We start from the raw sequence: 25,208 nt of genomic DNA, 5'->3' as shown, positions 1-25,208 counted from the left end.
CAGGGCGCTGATCCGCTACGAGCTGCCACCGGGGGCCTAGGTTATGGACTACAAGCTCACCCAGAAGAGCCAGGAAGCTCTCTCGGGTGCCATGCGGCGCGCCGCCGCCGAGGGCAACCCGGAGATCTCTCCGGCCCATCTGCTCTCCACGCTGCTCTCCCAGACGGGCGGCACGGCCGTGCCGCTGCTCGAAGCGGTCGGCGCCGACTGGCGCACGCTGCGGGCGCGCGTCGAGGAGCAGCTGGCGGCGCTGCCGAAGGCGCAGGGCGCGACAGTGGGCGCGCCGTCGAGCTCGCGGCAGCTCCTCACCGTCATGAACACCGCCGCCCAGCACGCCAACCGCCTCGAAGACCTCTATGTCTCGACCGAGCACCTGCTCGTCGGCCTGGCGGCCGACGGCGGCCCGATGGCCGAGCTGCTCAAGTCGCAGGGCGCGACCCCGCAGGCGCTGCTCGACGCCTTCGAGAAGGTACGCGGCCACGCCCGCGTCACCAGCGAGACGCCCGAGGACACCTACCAGGCGCTGGAGAAGTACGGCGTCGACCTGACCGAACGGGCCCGCGGCGGCGGCCTCGACCCGGTGATCGGCCGTGACTCGGAGATCCGCCGCGTGGTCCAGGTGCTCAGCCGCCGCACCAAGAACAACCCGGTGCTGATCGGCGAGCCCGGCGTCGGCAAGACCGCCGTCGTCGAGGGCCTGGCCCAGCGCATCGTGGCCGGCGACGTGCCCGAGTCGCTGCGCAACAAGCGACTGATCTCGCTCGACCTGGGCGCGATGGTGGCCGGCGCCAAGTACCGGGGCGAGTTCGAGGAGCGTCTCAAGGCCGTACTCTCCGAGATCAAGGAGAGCAACGGGCAGATCGTGACGTTCATCGACGAGCTGCACACCGTCGTCGGCGCGGGGGCCGCCGAGGGCGCCATGGACGCCGGCAACATGCTCAAGCCCATGCTGGCCCGCGGCGAGCTGCGCATGATCGGCGCGACCACGCTCGACGAATACCGCGAGCGCATCGAGAAGGACCCCGCGCTGGAGCGCCGCTTCCAGCAGGTCTACGTGGGCGAGCCCACGGTCGAGGACACGATCGCGATCCTGCGCGGGCTCAAGGGCCGCTACGAGGCGCACCACCAGGTGCAGATCGCCGACGGCGCCCTGGTCGCCGCCGCCGCCCTGTCCGACCGCTACATCACCAACCGCTTCCTCCCCGACAAGGCCATCGACCTGGTCGACGAGGCCGCCTCGCGGCTGCGCATGGAGATCGACTCCCGTCCCGTGGAGATCGACCAGCTCCAGCGGAACGTCGACCGTATGAAGATGGAGGAGCTGGCCCTGACGAAGGAGACCGACGAGGCGTCGGTCCAGCGGCTCGACCGCCTGCGCCAGGAGCTGGCCGACCGCCAGGAGGAGCTCAACGCCCTCGTCGGCCGCTGGGAGCACGAGAAGGCCGGGCTCAACAAGGTCGGCGAGCTGAAGAAGCAGCTCGACGAGGCCAGGGGCGCGGCCGAGCGGGCCCAGCGCGACGGCGACTTCGAGGCCGCCTCCCGGCTCATGTACGCCGAGGTGCCCAGGCTGGAGCAGGCACTCCAGGCCGCCTCCGACGCCGCGCCGCCGGACAACGCCATGGTCAAGGAGGAGGTCGGCGCCGACGACATCGCCGAGGTCATCTCCTCCTGGACGGGCATCCCCGCCGGCCGCCTGCTGGAGGCCGAGACGGCCAAGCTGCTGCGGATGGAGGAGGAGCTGGGCCGGCGGCTCATCGGCCAGCAGCAGGCCGTACAGGCCGTCTCCGACGCCGTACGCCGCAGCCGGGCCGGCATCGCCGACCCCGACCGTCCCACGGGCTCGTTCCTGTTCCTCGGGCCGACCGGTGTGGGCAAGACCGAGCTGGCCAAGGCGCTGGCGGAGTTCCTGTTCGACGACGAGCGGGCGATGACCCGCATCGACATGAGCGAATACTCCGAGAAGCACAGCGTGGCCAGGCTCGTCGGCGCGCCTCCCGGCTACGTCGGCTACGAGGAGGGCGGCCAGCTCACCGAGGCCGTCCGGCGGCGGCCGTACACGGTGGTGCTGCTGGACGAGGTGGAGAAGGCGCACCCGGAGGTGTTCGACATCCTCCTCCAGGTGCTCGACGACGGACGGCTGACCGACGGCCAGGGCCGCACGGTCGACTTCCGCAACACGATCCTGATCCTGACCTCCAACATCGGCTCGCAGTTCCTGGTCGATCCGAAGCTGGAGAACGACGCCAAGCGCGAGGCCGTCATGGGGGCGGTGCGCGGCTCGTTCAAGCCGGAGTTCCTCAACCGGCTCGACGACGTCATCCTCTTCGACGCGCTCGGCTCCGAAGAGCTGGCCCAGATCGTCGACCTCCAGGTCGACCGCCTGGCCCGGCGCCTGTCCGACCGCCGGCTGACGCTGGAGGTCAGCCCGGCCGCCCGCGAATGGCTCTCGCTGACCGGCTACGACCCCCTGTACGGCGCCCGCCCGCTGCGCCGCCTGGTCCAGTCGGCCATCGGCGACAAGCTGGCCAAGGCCGTGCTGTCCGGCGAGATCGCCGACGGCGACAAGGTCAGGGTGGAGCTCGGCGACGACGAGCTGGTCATCCAGCGCGGCTGAGGCAGTGCCGTCGAGCCCGGAGATCCACGCGGATCTCCGGGCTCCGGCATGTCATGCCAGGGTCATATCCCGTCGCCGCGGGGTAAGGTTCCCGCCACCCTTCGGACAAGCCGCACGCGACCGGCCGGACACGTGGCTAGCTTCGGCGTTCGTCAGATCAGCGATTCCGATCAGAGGGACGTACGGTGTCATCTCGTAAGATCCGCAGCATCCTCACGGTGGCCGCTCTGACCGCGGGCGTCACCTGGCCGGTCGCCGGGCCTTCGGTGGCCGACACCTGCCGGCCGCGTGAGGCGGTCGCCTCGTACTGCGACGGCCACGCCAAGCTCCAGCTCAACGAGGGCAGGACGAACGGCCACCGGGTCGTCACCGAGGAGGTCGGCAAGCTGGCCATGGCCGCCGGTGACATGGCCAGGCGGCTCGGCCTGACGGGTCTGGCGGCCGCCAGGTCGGCCATGGGCCCGCTGGCCGACCTCGGCGGCGTCGGGGCGACGTGGGGCATGCCCTCGCTGAACAGCGCCTCGCCCGCGCTGTTCCCCGCGGCCGCCGGCAACAGCGGGATGCGTGACCTGGCGACGACGCTGCAGGTGCCCGCGCTGCCCGCACTCCCCGCGCTGCCGCCGGCGCCCGTCGCGGCCCGGGTGCCGACCGAGATGACGCTCGGCGAGCGGCCGACCGCCCCCGCTTCGGCCCGCGCCGCGAAGTCGCCGGGTCAGGCGCGGCAGCCGGTGCGTGAGGTCGGCGGCGATCTGATCTCGAACCTGCTGCCCAGGGCCGTCGAGGGCATCGAGGGCGCGTCGACGCTGCCCGGCGGCTACCCCGCCATCGACGGCTTCAGCCGCCTGCTGCCCGGTCTCGACCTGCACTGAGCCAATGTGTCCGGGCGCGGGTCGTGCCTGCCGCGCCCGGCTTCCTCAGCCGGAGGGGTCGTGGCCGCGCACTGTCGCGGCCCCTCCGGCCCCGCTTCGCGGGCACGCGACAAGCCGGGCCCCGCGCGGGGGCCCGTCGGCCGGCCTCCGCGACTAGGAGACGAGCTCGTCGAGCTCGTCCTCCGGAAGGCCGAGGTCGACCCTGATGCGGTATCGCGTCCGCAGCAGCGCCACCTGCTCGGGGTCGCCCTCGTCGCAGCCCAGCACGGCCTGGGTGGCCCATTCGAGGCCGCCCCGCAGATCGCCGTAGGCGACCAGGGTCTCCGCGATGGTGTGGGCCGTCGCCGTGGAGACGTCGCCCTCCGCGCGGATGGTCTCGATGAGCTCCCGGGCCTCGTCGGGCCTTTCGAGCTCGAAGAGGGTGTCGGCGATGCCTGCGCGCGGGTCGAAGCCCGCGTCGCCGCCGTCCTCCACGGCGCGCTGGAAACACTCCATCGCGCGTGCGGGCTGTCCCGCCGCTCGCCACTCCTCGGCGGCGAGGACGAGGATGGACGCCCTGGAGACGTCGCCGGACGAATAACCGAGCGCGACGTCGTACAGCCGACTGGCCAAGGAACTGTGGTCGTCGGCCAGCAGGGCCTGCTCCAGCAGACGATCAAGGTGCTCTCGGGTCACATGCGCCACACCCGCGAGACTACCGAGCCGCCAGGCGCTTTGCCCGGTCAATGCGCATCGCCGGTCACATGCAAATTCGGCAACGTCTCGTCCAAGGCTGGTCACGCTGCGCGTGTCCGTGCAGGTCAGTGGGCATATACGGCATGCTTTGCGGTACGCGGGCGGAGGGGGCTGTAATGGGCATGTCTCGGCAGATGACCTTCACGCTGGCTTGCGCCGTCGTTCTCTCGGCTCTCGGGCCCGGCGTGGCGGGGTATCTCTCGGCCCGGCTGGAGGCGATCCGGACGGCCGAGCGCAACCTCCATGCGCTGCGGGCCAGGCTCGACGTCCGGCAGGCCCGGGACGTACGGCCGGTGTCGTTTCCGCTGCCCTGCCTGCGTACGCCGATGACGCCGCGCATCCAGCAGGTGCCCGCGACCGCGCTGGGCGACCGGCGGCCCACCAGGCACCGGCACCGGGAGGCCGCGCCCCTGGTGCCCGAGTCGTGGCGACGGGCCGCGTCCGGCGCCCAGCGGCCGGTCATCGCCGGTACGGCGCGGTGATCCGGCCGGCGACCACGGACCGCACGGCCCGGGCGAGCCCGAGCGCGACGCGGACCGGCCCACGCCTGTGGCGGGGATCGAAGGGGGCACTGCGCTTGAAGGCGGACGGCGGAAGATCGTACATCTTCACCTCGCGAAAGACCCGTGACGGACAGTGACGATCGCTCGATGCTGTCATGCCCAGATCTCGGTCAGCGTCCCACCTCGCCCTCGGTCAGCACGTGCGGCGACCACGACTTGAGCTGACGCGACAGGAACCCCCGCACGAGGTGCTTGGCGGCGTCGATGATGTCGGGCGCGCCGGCGGGGTCGCGCCGGAAGGCCAGCTTGAGCACCGCGTCGCCGGCCTCGACCGCGACCAGCACGGCCAGGTCGAGCGTCTCGCTGTCGGCCAGCCCGAACTCTTTGAGCAGCAGGCCGCGCAGCCTGCCAGCGATGACCGTGTTGTTCTCGGAGTCGGAGTCGAGCAGGTTGAGGTCGACGACGTCGCCGAAGTGCAGGCTCCTGAAGCCGGGGACCGTGCGGTGCATGTCGACGTACTCGTCGATGATCGCATCGACGGCCTCCCACCAGCCGCGGTACTCCTCCTCCATGAACCGAAGGCCCACCCGTGCCACGAACTGCTCGACGTTGCGCCGGGTGAGCTCCTGGGTGATGGCCCGCTTGTCGGGGAAGAACTGGTAGACCGAACCGATCGCGACGCCTGCCCGCTCGGCTATGCGGGTGGTGGACAGGGCCTCGTAGCCGGTCTCGTCGAGGAGTTCGGCGCAGGCGTCGAGCATGCGCTCGACGCGCCGGGCGCTGCGGCGTTGGGCCGGCTGCCGCCGGAGAGCTTTGGGGTGGACGCAGTCATCATCCATTTGCGGCGAAGACACGGATTCATCTTCTCTCGTCTGCACGATCGTTACCTACTCATTTGCGGGATTTCTCGGACGGCTGCGCGTCGCGTCGCCCATGGCGAAATCCACGAGCCGGCATAACCGAATTTCCGCACTGGTCAGCGTGCCGAATGTGCACCGGCCCGCGGCCCGCGGCCCAGCGCGGACGGCCGGTGGCCCGGTGCCGCTCCCTGGGGATGCGGCCCTGGATAACAGGCCGCCGATGGTGTGTTCGATAAATGTTCCCGGACGGCGACCGTCATATTGTTCAGCACAATCCCGGGACACTATATTGCGAGACGATATTTCGCGAATAATCTTCAATTCGAGCGATATCAGCGACGCCGGGCCGGGCCGGAGGCGTCGTCCCCGTGCGGCGGCGCCCGCCGCGCTCCCCTCGCCGCGGCGCCGCCCTCCACGTGCGTGACGAACTCGGCGATCAGCCCGGCGACGGCCGCGGGGTGGCTGCGCTGCGCCCAGTGGCCGGCCTCGATCGTGCGGCGCCACGGCCGGTCGGCCCACCGGGCGGTCGCCGCCAGCAGCGCCGGGGTGACGAACGGGTCCCAGCGGGCCTCGACGAGTTGCACCGGCACCCGCACGACCTCGGGCCCGGCGTCCCGCCGCCCGCCGAACATGTTGCGCCGGTAGAGCTCCAGCCCGTTGCGCGCGTCCCTGGCCAGGGTGTGCGCCGGATGCCCCGGCCGCGGCCCGACGCCGTCGGTGCGCCGCAACGTGCGCGCAAGGACGCGCGGCACGACCGTGCGCCAGGCCAGCTCGGGCAGCACCGGCACCTGGAACGCGCCGATGTACCAGGAACGGGCGAGCTGCCTGAGCACCTCGCGCCGCCCGCCGTGCCGCATGAAGTGGGACACCTGCCGCAGCCCCGGCCCGCCGAGGCTGGTGAAGGAGGCCAGCCGGTCGCGCAGGCCGGGCGTGACGGCGGCCTCCCATCCCTGGAGCGAGCCCCAGTCGTGGCCGGCGAGGTGGACCCGCGGCTTCCCGACGGACCCGATCACCGCGGCCAGGTCGGCCATCAGGTGGCCGAAGGCGTAGTGCCGGCGGTCGCGCGGCGCGGTGGAGGCGCCGGCGCCGCGCACGTCGTACCTGACCAGGTGGAAGCGGTCGCGCAGGAGGGCGGCGACCTCGTCCCAGACGCGGTGGGTGTCCGGGTAGCCGTGCAGCAGCAGGATCGTGGGTGCGGCGGGGTCGCCCTCCTCGAAGACCGCCAGCCGCACCCCGCCGGACTCGACCTGCCGCATGGCGACCTCCTATTGGACGAACTGTCCAGAGGATAGATCGATCATGGCCGCGCGGCCAGCCCCGAGCACGAGCGCAGCGCCTTCCAGTCGCTCACGGCCTGGGTCCTGGCCGTGCCCGTCATGGGGACCGGGATGCCGCCCTGGATCGTGGCCGGGGTCCACTGGTCCTTGAGCACCTTGCGGCCGTTGATCGTCAACGTCAGCACGCCGGTCCTGCCCGTGGTGCCCGGGGTGGAGTTGTAGAAGACGAAGTTGCCCATGCCGTAGCTGACGTAGGCGTTGTCCAGGTATCCGGCGCCGAGCAGGATGTGCGCGTGCCCGCCGACCACGACGTCGGCGCCCGCCGCGACCAGCTTGGGGGCGAGCGAGCGCTGGGCCTCGTTGGGGCATTTCTGCATCTCGGTGCCCCAGTGCAGGTGCACGATGACGGTGTCGGAGTTCTTGCGCGCCTGGCGTACGGCCTTCAGCAGGCTCGCCTCGTCCTTGGCCGAGGCCAGTCCGCCCTTGTCGGCCGTGGCCGTCCACGACTGGATGAACTCGGCGTCGAGCACCTGCGTCGCGCCGATGATCGCCACCCGGTTGCCGTTCACCGTCTTGCGGAAGGGTTTGTAGGCCTGCGCGGCGTTCGCCCCGATGCCCACGATCGGGAACCTGCTGCGCTTGATGGCCGCCAGCGAGTCGGCCAGGCCGCTCTCCATGTAGTCCATGCCGTGGTTGTTGGCCATGGAGGCGACGTCCACCCCGGCCGCCTTGAGCGCGCTGAACGCGGTCGCCGGCGCGCGGAAGGTGAACTGCTTGCCGGGCGCGGGCGTCCCGGCGGTGGTGATGGCGGTCTCCAGGTTGACCATCGTCAGGTCGGCCTTGCGCAGCACGTTCGCGATGGGTCCGAGGGCGGTGCCCGGGTTGGCGAGCCTGCCGCGCAGGACGCCCTCGAAGTGCACGTCGCCGCCGAAGGAGATGGTGAACGGCCGGCGCGCGGGCTTCGGCTTCGAGCTCGGCGACTCGGCCGCCCGCTGCTCGACCTGCTTGCTCTGCGGTTCTTTGTCAGGTGCCGACGAGCATGCCGCGAGGGAGGCGGCGACGACCAGCACCGGTAGGACACGGGGGAGTCTCATCTACCGCCATTTCCGCTCGATCCAGACTTTTACGGATCGAGCATTCTATGGGCGGCAGATTAGGACTTGGTATCACCACTTCCCATCAACCAGGTCAAAGCGGACCTGGTGGCCTCGTCCTTGGGGCTGTAGACGATCAGCCGCGTCTCGGGCGTGGCGGAGACGTTCAGGCTGGTCGTGCTGAAGCGGAGGTCGCCGGCGACCTCGTGCTTGAAGACCTTCACGCGGGGGCCCGGCTCGGCCACGTCCTGCCTGGCCCACATGCGGGCGAACTCGGCGCTCTCCGCGCTCAGCCGCCGCACGAAGTCCTGCCAGCAGGGGTCGTCGGCATGCCTGCTGTAGGCGCCCCTGAAGACCGCGACCGCGCGCGGCAGCTCCGACTCGCGGTTGACGAGCGTGGTCGGGGCATCCGTGTTGACGAACGTCTGCCACAACGAGTTCCGCTCGCCGTCCGGGGCCGCGACGACGTGCGGGAACAGGGCGGCGTAGGCGGCGTTCCAGGCCAGCAGGTCGGAACGGCTGTTGGCGACGGACGCGGGCATGTCACCGAGCCGGTCGAGAATGCCCTGCATCTCCGGCGGCATGCGGCTGGCGTCGACGACGGCGGGGGCCTCGGCCTGGCCGGTGAGCCGGTAGAGGTGCTGGCGCTCGGCGGTGTCCAGCATGAGCGTACGGGCGACGGCGTCGATCACCTGGCCGCTGACGTTGATCGGCCGGCCCTGCTCCAGCCACGTGTACCAGGTGACGCCCACCCCGGCGAGCTGGGCGACCTCCTCGCGGCGCAGCCCGGGCGTACGCCTGCGGGGGCCCGGCGCGAGGTTCACCATCTCGGGGGTGATGCGCTCCCGGCGAGTCCGGAGGAACGCCGCCAGATCCGTACGTCTTGCCTCGGTCACGGTCACACCTCCACTATGGGGGCATCCGCGCACACTTATCCAGGTGCCGCCAATACCAGTATAAAGGGACTCTCGTTACTGGTATCGGGTTCGCACAATAATGAAACACATGACCGAATCCGCCACTGTCACCTCTCCTGTCCAGGTCACCCCACCGGACAGGACCAAGGCCAGCGGTCTGCTCCTCGCAGTGATCCTCGTCGGGCAGTTCCTGGCCATCCTCAACGTCAACATCGTCAACGTGGCCACCCCGACCATCGAGGCGGACCTGCACTCCTCCGGCGCGGGGCTGCAGATGATCGTCGCCGGTTACACCATTGTCTATGCCGTCCTCTTGATCACCGGCGCCCGGATCGGCGACCTCTTCGGTTACCGCAACGCCTTCCTCGGCGGTCTGGCCGTGTTCACCGTCACCACGCTCGGCGCCGGCCTCGCGCCCTCGACGGGCTGGCTGATCGGCTTCCGCCTCGCGCAGGGCGCCGGCGCGGCCATGATGATGCCGCAGGTGCTGACCCTGATCCAGCGCAACTACCAGGGCGCGGCCCGCGGACGGGCGATCGGGCTCTGGTCACTGGTGATCAGCGGCGGCATCGTCGTGGGCCAGGCTCTAGGCGGCATCCTGCTCGGCTTCGGAGCCGGCTGGCGGGTGGTGTTCCTGGTGCTCGTGCCGGTCGGGGCGGTGCTGCTCGGCATCGGCATCCGCGCCCTGCCCGCCGACGAGGGCGGCGGCAGGACGGGGCTCGACCCGTGGGGCCTGGTGACCCTGTCGGCGGCCGTGCTGCTGTTCGTGGTGCCGCTGGTGCTCGGACGCGACCTGGGCTGGCCCGTCTGGGGCTGGGTCTCGATGGGGCTCAGTGTCGTGATGTTCGTGGCGTTCGTCCGGGTCGAGCGCTGGGTGACCGGTCGCGGCGGGCGTCCGCTGGTGGACGCCAAGGTGCTGGCCGCGCCCGGCATGCGTCCCGGCCTGGCGATCCTGCTGTTCGGCCCGGCGACCTGGGGCGCGTTCCTGTTCACCTCGGCTCTGCACCTGCAGGGCGACCTGCACCTCTCCCCGCTCGGCTCGGGCATGATGCTGGTGCCGTGCGCGCTCGCCTTCGGCATCGTCGGCCTGCTGTGGCCGCGGCTGCCCGCCGGGCTGCAGCGCCCGCTCGTCCCGGTCGGCTACGTGGTGGCCGCGCCCGCCTACCTCGGCCTCGGCCTCGCCGCCGACGGCGGCGTCCTGTACGCCGTCATGAGCGCCCTCATCGGCGCCGGGCTCGGCGTGCAGGTGGCGGTGACCAACATGGCGACCGAGCAGGTGGACGGCGCGTACGCGGCGGACGCGAGCGGCGCGCTGCTCACCGTGATGCAGCTCGGCCAGGTCATCGGCGTCTCGACCGTGGGCACCCTGTTCATCTCACTGAGCCAGGGCCACGGCACCGTCTCGGCCTCCCTCATGGCCGCCGTCGCGATGGCGGGCCTGGCCGTACTGGCGGGCCTGAGCAGCCTCTTCCTGATCCGCCGCCGGGCCGTACGCTGATCGGTGGGCTCCGCGTACCCCAGGCCCTCGGCCGCGGAGTGAGCGGCACGGAGGCGTGCCGAGACGGGGTACGCGATGCTTCGGGGAGAGAGAGGCCCTGGGGCTTGGCGGTGCAAGGGCCAGGGCCGTTCGTCACCTCGGGCGGGCGCAGACCTTGATCACCCGGGTGGTCCTCATGCGATGATGTAGGCGTCTTCACTGCTCACAAGCTGGGCGACCGAAGTACGGTCGTGGCCGATCCGGCCTCGTCCCGAGCGGCCCTGCGAGGTTGTGCCACCAACTCGCCAGGGCCGCTTTTCACGCGCGGGCGGCCAGGGAGTCCAGGTCGAACTCACCGTCGCGCACGCCGGCCGTGAAGGCGGCCCACTCGGACGGCGTGAAGACGAGCACCGGGCCGTCCTGCACCTTGCTGTCCCGCAGGGCGACGTTGCCGTCGCCCAGAGGTGCAACCTCGACGCAAGAAGACGCTCCGTTGCAGAAGCTGCTCTTCCGCCAGGCCCGGATCGTAGTAGTGGTGTGCATTTTCTCCCCAAAAGGTATAAGCGGGCCCCATTGCCCGCCTACTGGGACCGCGCGCTCTAGCGCCGCCACAACATGGCCTTGCGTTGGATGAGTACGCGGGATTCGTCCTCGTCGAGTGCCTCTGCCCACATGTGGTCAAAAGCGTTCTCATAGCCGGCGACTCGTTCGAGGTCCTCTACGAAGTGAGCAGTGTACAAGTGCTCCAAATAGACGACATCGTCGAAACCGGTGAACTTCAGATGAATGAACGCCCCGGTATTGACCGGATGGAGCGAGTCCAGCGGCAACACCCGGACGTTGACGTGCGGCAACAGGGAGACCTCGATGAGGTGTTCCATCTGCTCCCGCATGACCGAGGGCTCCCCGAAGCGCCGCATCAGCACCGCTTCGTCGAGCACCACGTTGAGGCGGCAGGGATCGGGCCGGTGCAGAACCCGTTGCTGCCGGTCGAGGCGGGCCTCGACGCGACTGCGCACGCCGCTGTGCGTGATCCGGACGATTCCGCGCGCGGAGAGGATGACCTCTCGCGCGTAGTCCTCGGTCTGGAGGAGACCGGACACCAACTGGGGTTCCCAGTTGCGCTGAACCGTCGCCTCCGCCTCCAACCCGAGAAGCCTGATGTACTCCTCGGGCAGGGAGTCTTCATAATCTTCCCACCACCCACGCTGCTCCGCATCTCGCAGGAGGCCGAAGAGTTCGTCAAGTCTGTCGACGTCGAGGCTGTAGAGCTCGCCCAACGCCTTGATGTCGGCGGCGCTGGGCATGGTCTTCGCGGCTTCGATGCGGCTGACCTTGCTGGCCGACCAGCCGAGCTCTCGCGCCGCCCGGGCCCCGGTGAACTTCCGTCGTTCGCGAAGGAGGCGCAACTCCTGGCCTAGGCGGAGCCTGCGCACTGTCGGACTGCCCTGCTGCGATGGCACCGTCCACTCTCCTTGTCGGGAATGAAGGTGTGGCGGGAACGGATCGTTTGGCAACCCGGTTTGTGGGCCGTTCACTCAATCTTACACTGCAACTTGCACGAATCCTGCCGCATGGGGTTGCTCGAAGGCTTTCACGGAGAGAGCGTGGGAGCAAGACAAGGCTTCGCGTAGGTATAGAGGTCAGGGGGAGGATTTACGGCCACCTCGGAGGCCCCTCAAGCCCCTGACAGAACACGTGCAAGTTGCACGGCAACTAGAACGGCAAACTGCGAAGAAACTTAATTCTTCCCTTGCTCGACGTATTGCAGCATCCCGGAAGGCGGAGGACGATCGAGCCAGGAGGGTTCTCGACCGACGAGGGGAGGCCGGGATGACGAAACGGCCCCGCCCGTCGAGCTCTCCGCTCACGATCGGGCGCCCGCGCGAGGGCCGCCTCACCGGCAACGGAGCCGTCCCGGATACGAATGTCCGCCCAAGGGAGGCCGCTTGCCGGAAGGACCGTCCCATCGCCTGAAAACGTGTCGCTCATCGGAGCACCAAGAAAATGCCGGGCCGAGACCGGATCCGCGTTCGCCGCATATGGGCTGCCACCCTGCGGCGGGACTGGACCCGACCTACGACCCGGCGAAGAAGCCACCTCTGGAAATGCCGCGAAAGGGGTCTTCTATGTACTCACAAGGTACCAAGGGGCTCGGCCGAATCAAGTCCCGGATCCGGGATCTGCTCGCATATGCCGACCGCGAGATCTGCATGGAGCCGGACGAGTTCGCCATCTACCGGGGCTGGACGGTCACCAGGACGGGCTTCGGCGCCCGCTCCTACCGTGACCCGCGCTTCGACCAGCTCACGGTGGCGTCACGGGTGCCCGAGGAGGTGTCCTGACATGTCGAGGAACCCGCGCAACCAGATCTACCCGGCCGTCGAGGACCTCCCGGGCGCGGGCGGCGGGGGCCCGCTGGTGCGCATCTGGCGCGTCCGCAGCGAGCTCATGGCGCTGGGGGCGGTGGGGCTGTTCGTTCTCGCCCTGCTGGGCGCCGCGCGGGACGGCCACTGGGTGCCCTTCGTCCTGCTGAGCAGCGCCGTCTCGGTGCCCGCCGCCACCAGGACCGGCCGCAACTGGGCCCTGGCCCACTTCTGGTGCGTGCTCTCCCGGCACCGCCTGCAGCGGGTCTGCCTGGAGACGACCATGCACACCCGGGCCGGACGGATCCCGCTGGTGCTCTGGATCACGCCGTCGGCCAGGGGCGAGAAGGCGCTGGTCATGACGCGGGCGGGCATCTCGGCCGAGGAGTTCGACGCGTACGCCGAGGAGATCGCGGCGGCCTGCTGGGCCAGGAGCGCCACCGTCCACAGGCACCGCGACCGGGCCCACCTGCTGATCGTGGAGATCGTCCGGCGGGACGAGCTGCCCGGCGTGACCGCACCCGGCCTGGAACGCCTGTACGGCCGCCGCTCCTGGACGCCGCTCCGGTCCGACCTGGAGGAGCCGCCCGATCTGCGCACGCCGCTGGCGTTGCCGCAGGTCGTCCGATGACCTAGGGAAACCGGGACATCTCCCTAGGAACAGCCCCGGGGACCGCGGGGGCTCCCGGGGCTTCCCCATGCGCACGGGACGGGCCAAGATGAGTTCACCTGGCGAACTCAGGAGTCGCGATGACCTCGACCGTCCACCGCACCTGTCCCCTCTGCGAGGCCGTCTGCGGCCTGACGCTCACCCTCGACGACGGCGGCCACGTCACCGGCGTCCGCGGCGACAGGGACGACCCTTTCAGCAAGGGGTTCATCTGCCCCAAGGGCGCGAGCCTGGGCCGCCTCGACGAGGACCCCGACCGCCTGCGCAAGCCGCTGATCCGCGAGGGCGACCAGTGGCGCGAGGCGAGCTGGGAGGAGGCGTTCGAGGCCGTCGGGCAGGGCCTGGCGCGCGTCACCGAGCGCTACGGACGCCGGTCGGTGGCGGTCTACCTGGGCAACCCCAACGCCCACACGATGGCCGGCGCCCTGTACGCCGGGCCGCTGATCAAGGCGCTCGGCACCCGGAACGTCTTCACCGCCGCCACCGCCGACCAGATGCCCAAGCACGTCGCCAGCGGCCTGATGTTCGGCCACCCGCTGGCCGTCCCGGTCCCCGACCTGGACCGGACCGACTTCCTGCTGATGCTGGGCGCCAACCCGCTGGAGTCGAACGGCTCGCTGTGCACCGCCCCCGACTTCCCCGGCCGGCTCAAGGCCCTGCGCCGGCGCGGCGGCAGGTTCGTCGTGGTGGACCCGCGCCGGACCAGGACGGCGGCGCTGGCCGACGAGCACGTCTTCGTCCGGCCGGGCTCGGACGCGTACCTGCTGTTCGGGATCGTGCACACGTTGTTCGCCGAGGACCTGGCCAGGCCGTGGCACGAGGTCAACGGGCTGGCCGAGGTGCGCGAGGCGGCCGAGCACTTCCCGCCGGAGGCGGTCTCCCGACGTACCGGCGTACCGGCCGGGACGATCGTCCGGCTGGCCAGGGAGCTGGCCGGCGCGCGGACGGCCGCCGTGTACGCCAGGATCGGCACGTGCACGACCGAGTTCGGCACGCTGGCCCAGTGGCTCGTGGACGTGCTCAACGTGCTCACCGGCAACCTCGACCGGCCCGGCGGGGCCATGTTCCCCAAGCCGGCGACCGAGTTCGGGGCGCGGCGGCGGCCGTACACGGTGGGCCGGTGGCGCAGCCGGGTGCGGGGGCTGCCCGAGGCCAACGGTGAGCTGCCCGTGGCCACGCTGGCCGACGAGATCGAGACGCCGGGCGAGGGCCAGGTCAGGATGCTGGTCACGGTCGCGGGCAACCCGGTGTTGTCCGCGCCGCACGGCGACCGGCTGGAGGCGGCCTTCGCCGGGCTCGACTTCATGGTGAGCGTCGATCCGTACCTGAACGAGACCACCCGGCACGCGCACGTGATCCTGCCGCCGCCGCGCGTGCTGCAGTCGGGCCACTACGACTTCGCGCTGCTCGGGTTCGCCGTACGCAACTACGCCCGCTACTCGCGCCCCGCGCTGCCGCTGGACGGGCGGCCCAGCGAGGCCCGGATCCTGGCCGGACTGGCCGCGATCGCGGCCGGACTGGACGGGCCGGAAGCGGACCTGGACGAGTTCCTGATCGGCGAGATGCTGCGCAAGGCCGCGCAGACGCCCGGCTCCGGCGTCGAGGGGCACGACGTGGCCGGGCTGCGGGCCGCGCTGGAGGGCGAGACGGGCGCCGAGCGCAGGCTGGACCTCATGCTCAGGCTCGGCCCGTACGGCGAGTGGGCCGGCAAGGGCGACCTGTCGCTGCGCAAGCTGCTCGACCACCCGCACGGCCTGGACCTCGGCGCGCTGGAACCCCGGCTGCCCGAGGTGCTGAAGACCGCCTCCGGCGTGATCGAGCTGGCCCCGCCGCGACTCGTCGAGGACGTCGAGCGCCTGCGCGCCAGGCTTACGGAGGAACCGCCGGACATCGTCCTGATCGGGCGGCGGCACCTGCGTTCCAACAACAGCTGGCTGCACAACGTGGGCCCGCTGGTCGGCGGCACCAACACCTGCACGCTGCAGATCAACCCCGCCGACGTGGCCAGGCTCGGCCTGGCCGGCCAGGCCGTGGTCACCTCGGCCACCGGCAGCCTCACGGTGACGCTGGAGCCCACCGACACGATCATGCCGGGCGTGGTGAGCCTGCCGCACGGCTGGGGGCACGCGGGCAGCACCCAGCAGGTGGCGGCCCAACACGCCGGTGTCAACACGAACGTGCTGACGGACGAATCCGCCCTGGATATCCCAAGTGGTAACGCAGTGTTCAACGGAGTTCCGGTCACGATTTCACCAACCGGGGTGATCACCGCACATTAGGGTGTCGCGCGTGACTATCGCGCCAGAAGAGGACCGCCTGTACGCCCAGATCGCGTTCGCCGTCGAGATCGACAAGTTGAAGCGGATCATCCGCCGCAACCATCTGATCGACGGGTCGCGGCGGGAGAACTCCGCCGAGCACTCCTGGTACGTGGGCACGCTGGCGATGGTCCTCGGCGAGCACGCCCCGCCCGGAACGGACCTGCAGCGGGTGGTGGCGATGTTACTCGTGCACGACCTGGTCGAGATCGACGCCGGCGACACCTTCGTCTACGACCACGTGGCGGTCGCCGCCCAGGCCGCCGCCGAGACCGCCGCGGCCGACCGCATCTTCGGCCTGCTCCCCGGCGAGCAGGGCGCCCGGCTGCGGGAGCTCTGGGACGAGTTCGAGGCCAGGGAGACGCCGGAGGCCAGGTTCGCCAAGGCGCTCGACCGGTTCGCCCCGATCCTGGCCAACCACCACACCGAGGGCGGTACGTGGCCGCTGTTCAAGGTGACGGCCGGCGAGGTCCGGGAGAAGGTGCAAATCATCCAGGAGGGATCGCCCTCGCTCGGCGCGTACGCGCTGGAGCTGGTAGAACTCTCCGTGGCCAGGGGACACCTCTCCGAGTGATCCCGTCAAGGCCGGGGTAGGGGACTTGTCGTGAAAGAGACAGTGCGAGCGAGACGTCGGCAATTGCGGGGTTTCGTCGGTCCGGTTGACCTCGCCGATCGACTCGAGAAGTCGAAGGCGATGGACAAACCGATCCGGGGGCTGGCCAAGTTCGTACGCGAGCGCCTGCGTCAGGGCACTCTGCGCGACCTGCTGCACGGCGTGCCCACGGGGAAACCGCTGCACCCGCCGCTGGCCACGGTCACCCTCGGCTGCTGGCTGTCGGCCGCCGTGCTCGACCTGGCCCACGCCGACCCCAGGGCGAGCAGGCTGCTCCTGGCCACGGGCATCGGCAACGCGCTGCCCACGGCGGCGGCCGGGCTGACCGACTGGTCCTCGCTCCACCGCGAGCAGCAACGCGTGGGCTTCGTGCACATGGCCGCCAACATGGCCGCCCTCGGCCTGATGTCGGCCTCGCTGGTGGCCCGGCTGCGCGGCGCCGAGCGGGCCGGGCGGATGTTGTCGTACGCGGGGCTCGGGCTGGGCGGGCTGGGCGGCTACCTCGGCGGCCACATGGCCTACCGCCAGGCCGCGGGGGCCAACCACGCGCCGCAGGTAACCCATCTCGTACCGCTGGGCTGGCACGACCTGTGCCCGCTCAAGGACCTGCCCGACGGCAGACCGGTCGCGCGCCGGCTCGGCTACATCCAGCTCTTCGTGCTGCGCCAGGGCGACGGGGTGACCGTGCTGGCCGACCGCTGCCCGCACCTGGCCGGTCCGCTGCACCAGGGCCGGCTGGTCATGGAGGACGGCGAGGCGTGCGTGGTCTGCCCGTGGCACAGCAGCACGTTCCGGCTGACCGACGGCTCGGTGAAACACGGTCCCGCGACCGCGCCCGCGCCCATGTTCGAGACCCGCATCCGCCGCGACGGCACGATCCAGGTACGGCCGGGGTTGACCTGAACTTAACTTGAGGTCCTACCGTCGGGGCCATGAGCAAAATTCTGGTGACCGGCGCGACCGGCAATGTGGGCAAACATGTGGTCTCCCAGCTCGCGGAGGCGGGCCTGGATGTACGGGCGCTGGTCAGGAACCCTGACAAGGCCCGGCTCCCCGAGGGTGTGGAGGCGGTGCGCGGCGACCTGACCGTGCCCGAGACCCTTGAACCGGCGCTGCGCGACGTCGAGAGCGTCTTCCTGCTGTGGCCCGGCTACTCCGAGGCGGCGACCGCGGACGCGGTGACGGCCATCGCCAGGCACGCCCGCCGCGTGGTCTACCTGTCCGCCGACGTCGAGGACCTGGCCGACGGCGAGGAGCCGACGCTGTTCCACCAGAGCGTCGAGCGGCTGATCCGGCACTCCGAGCTGGCCTGGACGTTCCTGCGGCCCGGCGGCTTCGCCGCCAACACGCTGGGCTGGGCCGGCCAGATCCGGCAGGGGGTCGTGCGCTGGCCGTTCGGGCAGGCGGTCAGGGCGCTGATCCACGAGAAGGACATCGCCGCGGTGGCCGCGCACGTGCTCACCTCGGCCGGCCACACAGGCGGCAAGTACATGCTCTCCGGCCCCGAGCAGCTCACCCAGGCCGAGCAGGTGCGGATCATCGGCGAGGTGGCCGGGCACGAGGTGCGCTGGGAGGAGCAGCCGCTGGACGAGGCCCGCCGGCACCTGACGGCCGCCTGGGGCGATCCGGGGTTCGTGGAGAGCGCGCTGAAGGGCTGGGGGGCGGCGGTGCACAACCCGGAGCGGGTCACCGACACGGTGGAGCGGCTGCTCGGCCGGCCCGCGCTGACCTTCCGCCAGTGGGCCGAGGACCACGTGGCGGACTTCCGCTAGTCGTCCCCGGCGGCTTCGTCGGCCGGATGCTCCACGAGGGCGAGGATCCGGCTGGACATGAAGCGGGCCGTGCGTACCGGCGTGCCGCTCCGGGTGACCTCGCTCACCTCCACCAGCCCGCGCCGGTTGGCCACCTCGACGCGCCGGCCCGCGCGGGTGGCCGTGACCTCGTAGGTTCGCGGGGAGCCGCCCGCGTCGATGACGATCTCCACCCGATCACCCTTCATGTACTGATTTATACCCACTTAGTCCGGTATTTATCCGTACATGTGTTTGAGTTATCCTTCCGGGTTCTTCGGCGCGAACAGCCCGCCCAGCCCTTCCAGCACCTTGCCCATCTCCGAGGGCACGATCCAGACCTTGTTGGCGTCGCCCTTGGCGATCTCGGGCAGGGTCTGGAGGTACTGGTAGGCCAGAAGTCCCTGGTCGGGCTTCCCGTCGTGGATGGCCTTGAACACCATGCCGATCGCGTCCGCCTGGCCCTTGGCGCGCATGGCCTGGGCCTCGGCGTCCGCCTGGGCCCGCAGCACGGCGGCCTCCGCCTCGCCCCTGGCGCGCAGCACGGCCGCCTGCTTGTCACCCTCGGCGGCCAGGATCGCCGCCTGGCGCTGCCCCTCGGCGGCGAGCACGGCGGCGCGCTTGTCCCGGTCGGCGCGCATCTGCTTCTCCATCGAGTCCTGGATGGAGACGGGCGGGTCGATGGCCTTCAGCTCGACCCTGTTGACCCGGATGCCCCACTTGCCGGTGGCCTCGTCGAGGCTGCCGCGCAGCTCGGTGTTGATCTCCTCGCGCGAGGTCAGCGTGCGTTCCAGGTCCATGCCGCCGACCACGTTGCGCAGCGTGGTGACGGTCAGCTGCTCGACGCCGATCAGGAAGTTCGCGATCTCGTACGTGGCCGCCTTGGGGTTGGTGACCTGGAAGTAGATGACCGTGTCGATCGACACCACCAGGTTGTCGGACGTGATCACCGGCTGCGGCGGGAACGAGACCACCTGTTCCCGCAGGTCGATCAGGTCTTTGATGCGGTCGACGAACGGGACCACCATGTTGAGCCCCGGCGTCAGCGTGCGGTGGTAGCGGCCCAGCCGTTCGATGATGGCGGCCGTGGCCTGCGGGATGATGCGGATGCTGCGGGCCACCACGAAACCCATCGCCGCGACCACGACGAGGGCGACGATGAGCTGCTCGGTCGACATGGCGAAGCTCCGGAGTCGAGGGGACCGACTCGGTGCATGATATTTCGTTTCACCTTTAGGCGACCGATATCCGCATAAATGGTGATCCAGTGAGGTCAGTGTGCCCTGGCGTACCAGCGGCCCTCGGCACTCCGGTCGAGCGTCAGCGGCACCCCGAACGTACGGGACAGGTTGTCGGCCGTCATCACGTGGTCGAGCGGCCCCTGCGCCACCACGGACCCGTGCCGCAGCAGCAGGCCGTGCGTGAACCCGCTCGGCACCTCCTCGACGTGATGCGTCACCAGCACCAGCGTCGGCGAGCGGTAGTCGCCGGCCAGCGCCGACAGCCGGCGCACCAAATCTTCCCTGCCACCCAGGTCGAGGCCGGCGGCCGGCTCGTCGAGCAGGAGCATCTCGGGGTCGGGCATGAGCGCGCGGGCGATCTGCACCCGCTTGCGCTCGCCCTCGGACAGTGTGCCGAACCGCCGCCTGATCAGGTGGGCCGCGCCCATCATGTCGATCAGCTCGACGGCCCTGGTCACGTCGTTGGAGTCGTACTCCTCCGTCCAGCGGCCCATGATGGCGTACGAGGCGGTCAGGACGAGGTCGATGACCTTCTCCTCCGGCGGGATGCGCTCGGCCAGCGCGGCGCTCGCCAGCCCGATGCGCGGCCGCAGGTCGAACACGTCGGTCTGCCCCAGCCGCTCCCCCAGCACCTCGACCACGCCCTCGGTCGGATAGAGCAACGTCGCGGCGACCTGCAACAACGTGGTCTTGCCCGCGCCGTTGGGACCGATGACGACCCAGCGCTCGTCCTCGTTGACCGTCCAGTCGATGCCGCGCAGCAGGGCCGCTCCGTCGCGCCTGACGGCGACGTCCTGGAGCCGCAGCACCTGACCACCCATCCCCGTTCCCTCCTTTGGAGTCACCCTGGAGACCTTTGGAGTCACCCTGGGGACAAACCTATTGCAGGGCGAGCGCTTATCGTGGATCGGTGCACCCTGAATCACCTGTCTGTCCCTCGCTCGTCGCCTGGGGCAACGCGTGGCTCTCCGGTCACGTCGGCCTCGACGAGGCGGCTGACCACGTGGAAGCCGTCGCGGGGCCCGTCGTCGCCGGTGACGTGCCGCTGCGTAAATACCTCGCAAACCTGCGGTCCGACGGTCTGCACGAGTTCCGGCTCGCCCTTCCCGCGCCCGGCGACCCGCTGGGGCTGTCCGGGCCGGCGACGTTCAACTCCTCCGCCGTCGAGGCCGGGCAGGCCGCGGTCGCCGTGCTGCGCGACCGGCGGCTCGGCCTGGTGCCCGTCCCCGACCGGCGCGGCTCCTCGTACGTGGGGACCCGCCTGGAGGTGCACGACGCCGGGCCCGTACGCCAGGACCTGCCGTCGCTGGCCGAGGCCGAGCACGAGCTGTCGTCGGCCATGCGCGCCGCCACCGAGGCGCTGACCGGCGTCGACGGCCCGGCCCAGGCCCGCCCCGACCGGTCGCAGCGCGGCGGCGAGCTGGCCCCCGGCTACCCGGCCCGCGCCCACCGCGTCTCCACGCTGGCCACCCGGCTGGCCGCCGTACTCGTCCTGGCCGACGACCGCGGGCTCACCTCGACCCAGGTCGCGGCCAGGGCCGCGGCCCTGCGGGAGCTCGACCGGGCCGTCCGCCGCGCCCTGGTGGCCGCCCATCACGCCATCTTCGAGCCGGTACGCCACTCGTAGGCGGCTTGCGGGCCCCGACCGGCCGAGAGTCAGGCCAGGCCGTGCCGGACGGCGTACAGCGCGGCCTGGGTCCGGTCCTGGACGCCCAGCTTCATCAGCACGTTCGACACATGGGTCTTGACCGTCTTCTCCGCGACGGCGAGGCTCCGCGCGATCTCCCTGTTGGACCGCCCGGCCGCGATCAGGGCGAGCACCTCGCGCTCGCGCTCGGTCAGCGGCGCCGGCCCCGGCACGGCGGCCGCGGGCGCCGGGGCGGACAACATCGCCTCGGCCGCCTCCGGCGCGAGCAGCACCTGACCGTTGTGCACCGCGCGCACGGCCTGGACCAGCGCGGACGGATCGACGTCCTTGTAGAGGAAGCCCGCGGCCCCCGCCCGCATCGCCGGGCCGACGTCGGACCGGTCGCTCACGGACGTCAGGACCACCACCCGCGTGGCCGAGCCGGCCAGCCGCTCCAGCGCGCCTAGCCCGTCGAGCACCGGCATCTTCAGGTCGAGCAGCAGCACGTCGGGCGTCAGCTCGCCGACCAGCTCCACGGCCTGCGCGCCGTCGGCCGCCTCGCCGACGACGGTGATGTCGTCCTGGAGGTCGAGGAACGTCCGCAGCCCCTGCCGGACCACCGGATGATCGTCGGCGATCAGCACCCGGATCACCCGCCCACCTCCACGCGTACGGCGGTCCCCTGGCCGGGGGCCGAGGAGACCGTCATGACACCGCCGACCGACTCCGCCCGGTCGCGCATCGACACCAGGCCCAGGCCGTGCGACTCCCCCTGCTCGAAGCCGTCGCCGTCGTCGTGGACGGTCAGCGCCAGCCCTCCGCCGTCGAGCACCAGGCGTACGGACACCCGTGAGGCCCCGGAGTGCCTGAGCGCGTTGTGCAGCGCCTCCTGGGCCACCCGCAGCACGGCCACCTCCACCGCCGAGTCGAGCGGCGGCAGCTCGTCGCACTCGAAGGTGACCAGCGCGGGATGGAGCCGGTCGAGCATGCGCACGTGCTTGCGCAACGTCTCGGCGAGCCCGTGGCGGTCGAGCTCGGCCGGGCGCAGCTCGACGATCACCGCGCGCAGCTCCGACAGCGCCTCCCCGGCCAGACGCTGGACGCGTTCGAGCTCGGCGTGCGCCTTCTCGGGGGCCTTGTCCAGCATGGTGGCGGCGGCCTGGGCGGTCAGCCGGAGCGAGAACAGCTTCTGGGTGACCGCGTCGTGCAGCTCGCGGGCCACCCGGTTGCGCTCCTCCAGCATGGCCAGCTCGCGCCCGCGCTCGTAGAGCCTGGCGTTGGTGAGCGCGATGGCGGCGTGCGCGGCGAACAGCGTCAGCAGCTCCTGGTCCTCCTGCGTGAACCCGCCGGGGGTGCGCTTGTTGGCCAGGAAGATGATGCCGATCACCTGGTCGGCGTCGCGGATCGGGACGCCGAGGAAGTCCTTCATCACCGGGTGGGCCTTCGGCCACCACTCGAACCGCGGGTCCTCCCGCAGGTCGGGCAGCCGGGCCGGGGTGCCTTCGCGGAGCATCGCGCCGAGCATGCCGTGCTGCCTGGGCAGCGGGCCGATGGCCTCCCACTGCTTGTCGGTGAGGCCCTCGGCGACGAACTCGGCGAACGAGCCGTCGTCGTCGGGCACGCCGAGGGCGGCGTAGCGGGCGTCGAGGAGGCGCTGCGCCGACCGTACGATGACCTGGAGCACCTCGCGGACCGACAGATGGCGGGTGACCGCGAGCACGGCGGAGCTCACCGCCTGCAGGATCTCGTCTCGGTCGGGTGAGCTCACGGACCCACTCTAGGGTCCCGGTCCAGGGGCGGAGTCCTAGGACGATGTGCCCAGGCGGGAGCGGGCCCTGCGGCCGATGCCGGCGCGGCGCGCCGATCCTAGCGTCGATGTCATGACGAACACCGCTCTCATCACCGGCGCCTCCCGCGGCCTCGGCCTCGCCCTGGCGAGGTCCCTGGCGGAGGCGGGCTGGAACCTCGTGCTCACCGCCCGCGGCGCGGACGAGCTGCGCCGGGTCGCCGACGAGCTGGGCGCCACCGCGATCCCCGGCGACGTGACCGACCCCGAGCACGTCGCGCGGCTGGGACAGGCCGTGCCCGAGCTGGACCTCCTGGTCAACAACGCAAGCGACCTCGGGGTGACCCCGTTGCCGCCGCTGGCGGGCTATCCGCTGGAGGCGTTCCGGGTCCTGCTGGAGACGAACGTGACCGCGCCGCTCGCGCTCATCCAGGCCACGCTGCCCGCCCTGCGCGCGGCCGGCGGGGCCGTCGTCAACATCACCTCCGACGCCGCCACCGGCGCCTACGAGGGCTGGGGCGGCTACGGCGCGACCAAGGCCGCCCTGGAGCAGCTGTCGAACGTGCTGGCCGCCGAGGAGCCCGGCCTGCGGGTCTGGTGGGCCGATCCCGGGGAGATGAACACCCGCATGCTCGCCGACGCCGTCGGGGTGGCGGAGGCGTCGTCGGCCACCGACCCCGCCAAGGTGGCCGCGGCGCTGCGCGACCTGGTCACGTCCCGGCCGGCCGGCGGGAAGGTGAGCCTGCAATGACCGCGCTGCTGGACTTCGCGCTGCCCGCCGACCTGTCGGCCCACGAGCCGCCCGAGGCGCGCGGGCTGGCCAGGGACGCGGTGCGCCTGATGGTCTCGCGCGGCGAGGCCGAGCCCGCCCACCACCGGTTCGGTGACCTGCCCGGACTGCTCGACCCCGGCGACCTGATCGTGGTCAACAACTCCGCGACGCTGCCCGCCGCGGTCCGGCTCGACCGGCTCGCGGTGCACTTCTCGACCGTCCGCGAGGACGGCACCTGGCTGGTCGAGCTGCGCCGCAGGACGGCCAAGGCGTCCGAGCCGTACGGGGGCGGCGAGCCGGGCGAGTGGCTGCCGCTGCCCGGCCGGGCCACGCTGCGGCTGATCGAACGGGAGACGCCGCGGCTGTGGCGGGCGCTGCTGGACCGGGACGTGCTGCCGTACCTGCGCGAGCACGGCTCTCCGATCCGCTATTCGTACGTGCCGGCCGACTGGCCCATCGACGCCTACCAGACGGTGTTCGCCACCGTGCCGGGCAGCGCGGAGATGCCGAGCGCGGCCCGGCCGTTCACTCCCGAGCTGGTCACCGCGCTGGTCTCGCGGGGCGTGGCGATCGCGCCCGTCACGCTGCACACCGGCGTGGCCTCGCCCGAGAAGGACGAGCGGCCCTACGCCGAGCGGTACGAGGTGCCCGCCGCCACCGCCCGGCTGGTCAACCTGACCCGGCGGAACGGCGGCCGGGTGGTCGCCGCGGGCACGACCGTCGTACGCGCCCTGGAGACCGCCGTGGGCCCGGACGGCCAGGTCGGCGCCGCCTCCGGCTGGACCGGCCACGTCGTCACCCCGGCCACCGGCGTACGGGCGGTCACCGGGCTGATCACCGGCCTGCACGAACCGCGCTCCAGCCACCTGCTCATGCTGACGGCGATCGCCGACGAGAAGGCGCTGGCACGCGCGTACGAAGAGGCGCTGCGGAAGGGATATCTGTGGCACGAGTTTGGCGACACGCACTTGATTCTGGATAAATAAGCTTTACATGGATTTTGCCCTCGTGATAGGAACAGCCGACATTTACGGGGGCTTGTTCGTGCGCGTCCCCGTGCCACTTCCTCTCCGGAGACGTTAATGCGCAACTCCCTCACTAAGGTCGCCTCGCTGGCTTTGCTGGCCGGTGCGCTGATTGTCCCGGCGGTGCCCGCGTCCGCCTCGACGACCACCGCCACCCACGCCGCCAAGACCGCCGACGCCCCGTTCGCGGTCTTCGACATCAAGCTGCAGGCGTCGAAGACCGCGAAGGCGGGCGGCCAGATCAGGTACAGCCTCAAGGCCACCAACACCGGCCCGTTCTCGGCCGACGCCTGGTTCGTGGGCGGCCAGTTCCCGAAGGGCGTGGACCTGCGCAGGGTCCGCTACGACGCTCCGAAGGGCACCGTCTGCAGCCTCGACGGCCGCGCCCTGTACTGCAGCGTCCCCTACGTCCTGGAGAAGAAGGACTGGGTCCGCCTCGACTTCTACGCGAAGCTGAAGAAGAACGCCACGGGCACGCAGAAGGCGACCCTCGGCGTGGTCTCCTACGACGTCCAGCAGGGCATGTGGGACCAGGAGAAGGGCACGTGGGCGCTGGCCGAGGAGGAGCTGGAGCGCGTCGGCGTCCCCGTGCACGGCTACGCCAAGACCGCCAAGACCAGGATCGTCCGCTAGTCACGCTGCGCCCGTGTCCGA

Annotated in this window: 26 protein-coding genes; 14 read left to right on the top strand and 12 right to left on the bottom strand. The window is 71.1% G+C overall.

The annotated features are described in order from the left end of the window. Positions 1 to 43: 43 nt before the first annotated feature. The gene (gene clpB / locus ABZ459_RS05535; protein WP_357966247.1) at positions 44 to 2,614 is read left to right on the top strand and encodes an ATP-dependent chaperone ClpB; all 2,571 of its coding nucleotides are present in this window, start codon (positions 44 to 46) and stop codon (positions 2,612 to 2,614) included. A 185-nt stretch (positions 2,615 to 2,799) separates the two neighbouring features. Continuing rightward, on the top strand, positions 2,800 to 3,483 hold the full coding sequence (locus ABZ459_RS05530) for a hypothetical protein (RefSeq protein ID WP_357966245.1): 684 nt from the start codon (positions 2,800 to 2,802) through the stop codon (positions 3,481 to 3,483). Between the two features lie 153 nt (positions 3,484 to 3,636). On the opposite strand, the gene ABZ459_RS05525 is transcribed toward ABZ459_RS05530, so the two are convergent. Continuing rightward, on the bottom strand, positions 3,637 to 4,167 hold the full coding sequence (locus ABZ459_RS05525; protein ID WP_352319079.1) for a tetratricopeptide repeat protein: 531 nt from the start codon (positions 4,165 to 4,167) through the stop codon (positions 3,637 to 3,639). A 173-nt stretch (positions 4,168 to 4,340) separates the two neighbouring features. On the opposite strand from ABZ459_RS05525, the gene ABZ459_RS05520 reads away from it, so the two are divergent. Next, complete coding sequence (locus tag ABZ459_RS05520; RefSeq protein WP_357966243.1) at positions 4,341 to 4,700, top strand: hypothetical protein; 360 nt, start codon at positions 4,341 to 4,343, stop codon at positions 4,698 to 4,700. A gap of 191 nt (positions 4,701 to 4,891) precedes the next feature. Here the strand turns inward: ABZ459_RS05520 and ABZ459_RS05515 are convergent, their stop codons facing one another. From ABZ459_RS05515 to ABZ459_RS05500, 4 genes are all read right to left on the bottom strand, one after another. Then, entirely contained in the window at positions 4,892 to 5,560 is a 669-nt protein-coding gene (locus ABZ459_RS05515) for a TetR family transcriptional regulator (protein ID WP_352319083.1), read from the bottom strand. Between the two features lie 353 nt (positions 5,561 to 5,913). Next, positions 5,914 to 6,837, bottom strand: a complete 924-nt coding sequence (locus ABZ459_RS05510) for an alpha/beta fold hydrolase (RefSeq protein ID WP_357966241.1) — start codon at positions 6,835 to 6,837, stop codon at positions 5,914 to 5,916. Between the two features lie 41 nt (positions 6,838 to 6,878). Beyond that, positions 6,879 to 7,952 (bottom strand): CapA family protein, encoded by a 1,074-nt coding sequence (locus ABZ459_RS05505; RefSeq protein WP_357966239.1) that lies wholly within the window; start codon positions 7,950 to 7,952, stop codon positions 6,879 to 6,881. A 59-nt stretch (positions 7,953 to 8,011) separates the two neighbouring features. Beyond that, positions 8,012 to 8,848 (bottom strand): helix-turn-helix transcriptional regulator, encoded by an 837-nt coding sequence (locus ABZ459_RS05500; protein ID WP_357966238.1) that lies wholly within the window; start codon positions 8,846 to 8,848, stop codon positions 8,012 to 8,014. A gap of 109 nt (positions 8,849 to 8,957) precedes the next feature. Here ABZ459_RS05500 and ABZ459_RS05495 point away from each other — a divergent pair, with 109 nt between their 5' ends. Next, entirely contained in the window at positions 8,958 to 10,367 is a 1,410-nt protein-coding gene (locus tag ABZ459_RS05495; protein WP_357966236.1) for an MFS transporter, read from the top strand. A 297-nt stretch (positions 10,368 to 10,664) separates the two neighbouring features. Here the strand turns inward: ABZ459_RS05495 and ABZ459_RS05490 are convergent, their stop codons facing one another. Together ABZ459_RS05490 and ABZ459_RS05485 are read right to left on the bottom strand one after the other, a co-directional pair. Continuing rightward, on the bottom strand, positions 10,665 to 10,889 hold the full coding sequence (locus ABZ459_RS05490; protein WP_357966233.1) for a DUF397 domain-containing protein: 225 nt from the start codon (positions 10,887 to 10,889) through the stop codon (positions 10,665 to 10,667). A 56-nt stretch (positions 10,890 to 10,945) separates the two neighbouring features. Next, the gene (locus tag ABZ459_RS05485; protein ID WP_357966230.1) at positions 10,946 to 11,809 is read right to left on the bottom strand and encodes a helix-turn-helix transcriptional regulator; all 864 of its coding nucleotides are present in this window, start codon (positions 11,807 to 11,809) and stop codon (positions 10,946 to 10,948) included. A gap of 666 nt (positions 11,810 to 12,475) precedes the next feature. Here ABZ459_RS05485 and ABZ459_RS05480 point away from each other — a divergent pair. From ABZ459_RS05480 to ABZ459_RS05455, 6 genes are all read left to right on the top strand, one after another. Further along, positions 12,476 to 12,691 carry a hypothetical protein gene (locus ABZ459_RS05480; RefSeq protein ID WP_357966227.1) on the top strand — a complete coding sequence of 72 codons (216 nt, stop codon included), beginning with the start codon at positions 12,476 to 12,478 and terminating at the stop codon, positions 12,689 to 12,691. A gap of 1 nt (position 12,692) precedes the next feature. Beyond that, positions 12,693 to 13,343: a hypothetical protein gene (locus ABZ459_RS05475; RefSeq protein WP_357966225.1), complete on the top strand. Its 651-nt coding sequence runs from the start codon at positions 12,693 to 12,695 to the stop codon at positions 13,341 to 13,343. 119 nt (positions 13,344 to 13,462) lie between these two features. Further along, positions 13,463 to 15,661, top strand: a complete 2,199-nt coding sequence (locus ABZ459_RS05470; protein ID WP_357966222.1) for a molybdopterin-dependent oxidoreductase — start codon at positions 13,463 to 13,465, stop codon at positions 15,659 to 15,661. 1 nt (position 15,662) lies between these two features. Continuing rightward, complete coding sequence (locus ABZ459_RS05465) at positions 15,663 to 16,274, top strand: HD domain-containing protein (RefSeq protein ID WP_357966219.1); 612 nt, start codon at positions 15,663 to 15,665, stop codon at positions 16,272 to 16,274. Between the two features lie 120 nt (positions 16,275 to 16,394). Next, positions 16,395 to 17,216 carry a Rieske (2Fe-2S) protein gene (locus ABZ459_RS05460; protein ID WP_357966216.1) on the top strand — a complete coding sequence of 274 codons (822 nt, stop codon included), beginning with the start codon at positions 16,395 to 16,397 and terminating at the stop codon, positions 17,214 to 17,216. A 29-nt stretch (positions 17,217 to 17,245) separates the two neighbouring features. Next, a complete protein-coding gene (locus ABZ459_RS05455; RefSeq protein WP_357966213.1) occupies positions 17,246 to 18,085 on the top strand; it encodes an NAD(P)H-binding protein in 840 nt (279 codons plus the stop codon). Here ABZ459_RS05455 and ABZ459_RS05450 read toward each other — a convergent pair. The 3 genes from ABZ459_RS05450 to ABZ459_RS05440 form a co-directional block, all read right to left on the bottom strand. Further along, positions 18,082 to 18,312, bottom strand: coding sequence for a hypothetical protein (locus ABZ459_RS05450; RefSeq protein ID WP_352319104.1), 231 nt, complete (start codon positions 18,310 to 18,312; stop codon positions 18,082 to 18,084). The two genes, ABZ459_RS05455 and ABZ459_RS05450, sit on opposite strands and share 4 nt — an antisense overlap. Before the next feature lie 51 nt (positions 18,313 to 18,363). Further along, complete coding sequence (locus tag ABZ459_RS05445; protein ID WP_357966211.1) at positions 18,364 to 19,281, bottom strand: SPFH domain-containing protein; 918 nt, start codon at positions 19,279 to 19,281, stop codon at positions 18,364 to 18,366. A gap of 95 nt (positions 19,282 to 19,376) precedes the next feature. Then, positions 19,377 to 20,165 (bottom strand): ABC transporter ATP-binding protein, encoded by a 789-nt coding sequence (locus ABZ459_RS05440; protein WP_352319106.1) that lies wholly within the window; start codon positions 20,163 to 20,165, stop codon positions 19,377 to 19,379. A gap of 89 nt (positions 20,166 to 20,254) precedes the next feature. Between ABZ459_RS05440 and ABZ459_RS05435 the strand changes: the two genes are divergently transcribed. Then, positions 20,255 to 20,971 (top strand): hypothetical protein, encoded by a 717-nt coding sequence (locus ABZ459_RS05435; protein ID WP_357966208.1) that lies wholly within the window; start codon positions 20,255 to 20,257, stop codon positions 20,969 to 20,971. 29 nt (positions 20,972 to 21,000) lie between these two features. Here ABZ459_RS05435 and ABZ459_RS05430 read toward each other — a convergent pair whose 3' ends face one another. After that, a complete protein-coding gene (locus tag ABZ459_RS05430) occupies positions 21,001 to 21,624 on the bottom strand; it encodes a response regulator transcription factor (RefSeq protein WP_357966206.1) in 624 nt (207 codons plus the stop codon). Continuing rightward, positions 21,621 to 22,739 (bottom strand): GAF domain-containing sensor histidine kinase, encoded by a 1,119-nt coding sequence (locus tag ABZ459_RS05425; protein ID WP_357966203.1) that lies wholly within the window; start codon positions 22,737 to 22,739, stop codon positions 21,621 to 21,623. The genes ABZ459_RS05430 and ABZ459_RS05425 overlap by 4 nt, the downstream gene beginning before the upstream one ends. A 112-nt stretch (positions 22,740 to 22,851) precedes the next feature. Here ABZ459_RS05425 and ABZ459_RS05420 point away from each other — a divergent pair, with 112 nt between their 5' ends. The 3 genes from ABZ459_RS05420 (at position 22,852) to ABZ459_RS05410 (ending at position 25,187) form a co-directional block, all read left to right on the top strand. Beyond that, positions 22,852 to 23,508: an SDR family oxidoreductase gene (locus tag ABZ459_RS05420; RefSeq protein WP_357966201.1), complete on the top strand. Its 657-nt coding sequence runs from the start codon at positions 22,852 to 22,854 to the stop codon at positions 23,506 to 23,508. After that, positions 23,505 to 24,515, top strand: a complete 1,011-nt coding sequence (locus ABZ459_RS05415; RefSeq protein WP_357966198.1) for an S-adenosylmethionine:tRNA ribosyltransferase-isomerase — start codon at positions 23,505 to 23,507, stop codon at positions 24,513 to 24,515. Before ABZ459_RS05420 ends, ABZ459_RS05415 begins: the two co-directional genes overlap by 4 nt. Before the next feature lie 96 nt (positions 24,516 to 24,611). After that, the gene (locus ABZ459_RS05410) at positions 24,612 to 25,187 is read left to right on the top strand and encodes a hypothetical protein (RefSeq protein ID WP_357966196.1); all 576 of its coding nucleotides are present in this window, start codon (positions 24,612 to 24,614) and stop codon (positions 25,185 to 25,187) included. Positions 25,188 to 25,208: the final 21 nt, after the last annotated feature.

The sequence above is a fragment of the Nonomuraea sp. NPDC005692 genome (genome assembly GCF_040631115.1).
In the GTDB taxonomy this organism is placed as follows: domain Bacteria; phylum Actinomycetota; class Actinomycetes; order Streptosporangiales; family Streptosporangiaceae; genus Nonomuraea.
Note: the sequence above shows the minus strand (reverse complement) of the source record. Positions and strands in the feature narration are given on the sequence as shown.

Excerpts from the sequence above, each read along its gene's own strand:
- ABZ459_RS05410 (WP_357966196.1), top strand. The coding sequence starts at position 24,612 with ATGCGCAACTCCCTCACTAAGGTCGCCTCGCTGGCTTTGCTGGCCGGT.
- clpB (WP_357966247.1), top strand. The coding sequence starts at position 44 with ATGGACTACAAGCTCACCCAGAAGAGCCAGGAAGCTCTCTCGGGTGCC.
- ABZ459_RS05510 (WP_357966241.1), bottom strand. The coding sequence starts at position 6,837 with ATGCGGCAGGTCGAGTCCGGCGGGGTGCGGCTGGCGGTCTTCGAGGAG.
- ABZ459_RS05420 (WP_357966201.1), top strand. The coding sequence starts at position 22,852 with ATGACGAACACCGCTCTCATCACCGGCGCCTCCCGCGGCCTCGGCCTC.
- ABZ459_RS05475 (WP_357966225.1), top strand. The coding sequence starts at position 12,693 with ATGTCGAGGAACCCGCGCAACCAGATCTACCCGGCCGTCGAGGACCTC.
- ABZ459_RS05505 (WP_357966239.1), bottom strand. The coding sequence starts at position 7,952 with ATGAGACTCCCCCGTGTCCTACCGGTGCTGGTCGTCGCCGCCTCCCTC.
- ABZ459_RS05455 (WP_357966213.1), top strand. The coding sequence starts at position 17,246 with ATGAGCAAAATTCTGGTGACCGGCGCGACCGGCAATGTGGGCAAACAT.
- ABZ459_RS05495 (WP_357966236.1), top strand. The coding sequence starts at position 8,958 with ATGACCGAATCCGCCACTGTCACCTCTCCTGTCCAGGTCACCCCACCG.
- ABZ459_RS05460 (WP_357966216.1), top strand. The coding sequence starts at position 16,395 with ATGGACAAACCGATCCGGGGGCTGGCCAAGTTCGTACGCGAGCGCCTG.
- ABZ459_RS05445 (WP_357966211.1), bottom strand. The coding sequence starts at position 19,281 with ATGTCGACCGAGCAGCTCATCGTCGCCCTCGTCGTGGTCGCGGCGATG.
- ABZ459_RS05470 (WP_357966222.1), top strand. The coding sequence starts at position 13,463 with ATGACCTCGACCGTCCACCGCACCTGTCCCCTCTGCGAGGCCGTCTGC.
- ABZ459_RS05440 (WP_352319106.1), bottom strand. The coding sequence starts at position 20,165 with ATGGGTGGTCAGGTGCTGCGGCTCCAGGACGTCGCCGTCAGGCGCGAC.
- ABZ459_RS05480 (WP_357966227.1), top strand. The coding sequence starts at position 12,476 with ATGTACTCACAAGGTACCAAGGGGCTCGGCCGAATCAAGTCCCGGATC.
- ABZ459_RS05415 (WP_357966198.1), top strand. The coding sequence starts at position 23,505 with ATGACCGCGCTGCTGGACTTCGCGCTGCCCGCCGACCTGTCGGCCCAC.
- ABZ459_RS05450 (WP_352319104.1), bottom strand. The coding sequence starts at position 18,312 with ATGAAGGGTGATCGGGTGGAGATCGTCATCGACGCGGGCGGCTCCCCG.
- ABZ459_RS05515 (WP_352319083.1), bottom strand. The coding sequence starts at position 5,560 with ATGGATGATGACTGCGTCCACCCCAAAGCTCTCCGGCGGCAGCCGGCC.
- ABZ459_RS05490 (WP_357966233.1), bottom strand. The coding sequence starts at position 10,889 with ATGCACACCACTACTACGATCCGGGCCTGGCGGAAGAGCAGCTTCTGC.
- ABZ459_RS05520 (WP_357966243.1), top strand. The coding sequence starts at position 4,341 with ATGTCTCGGCAGATGACCTTCACGCTGGCTTGCGCCGTCGTTCTCTCG.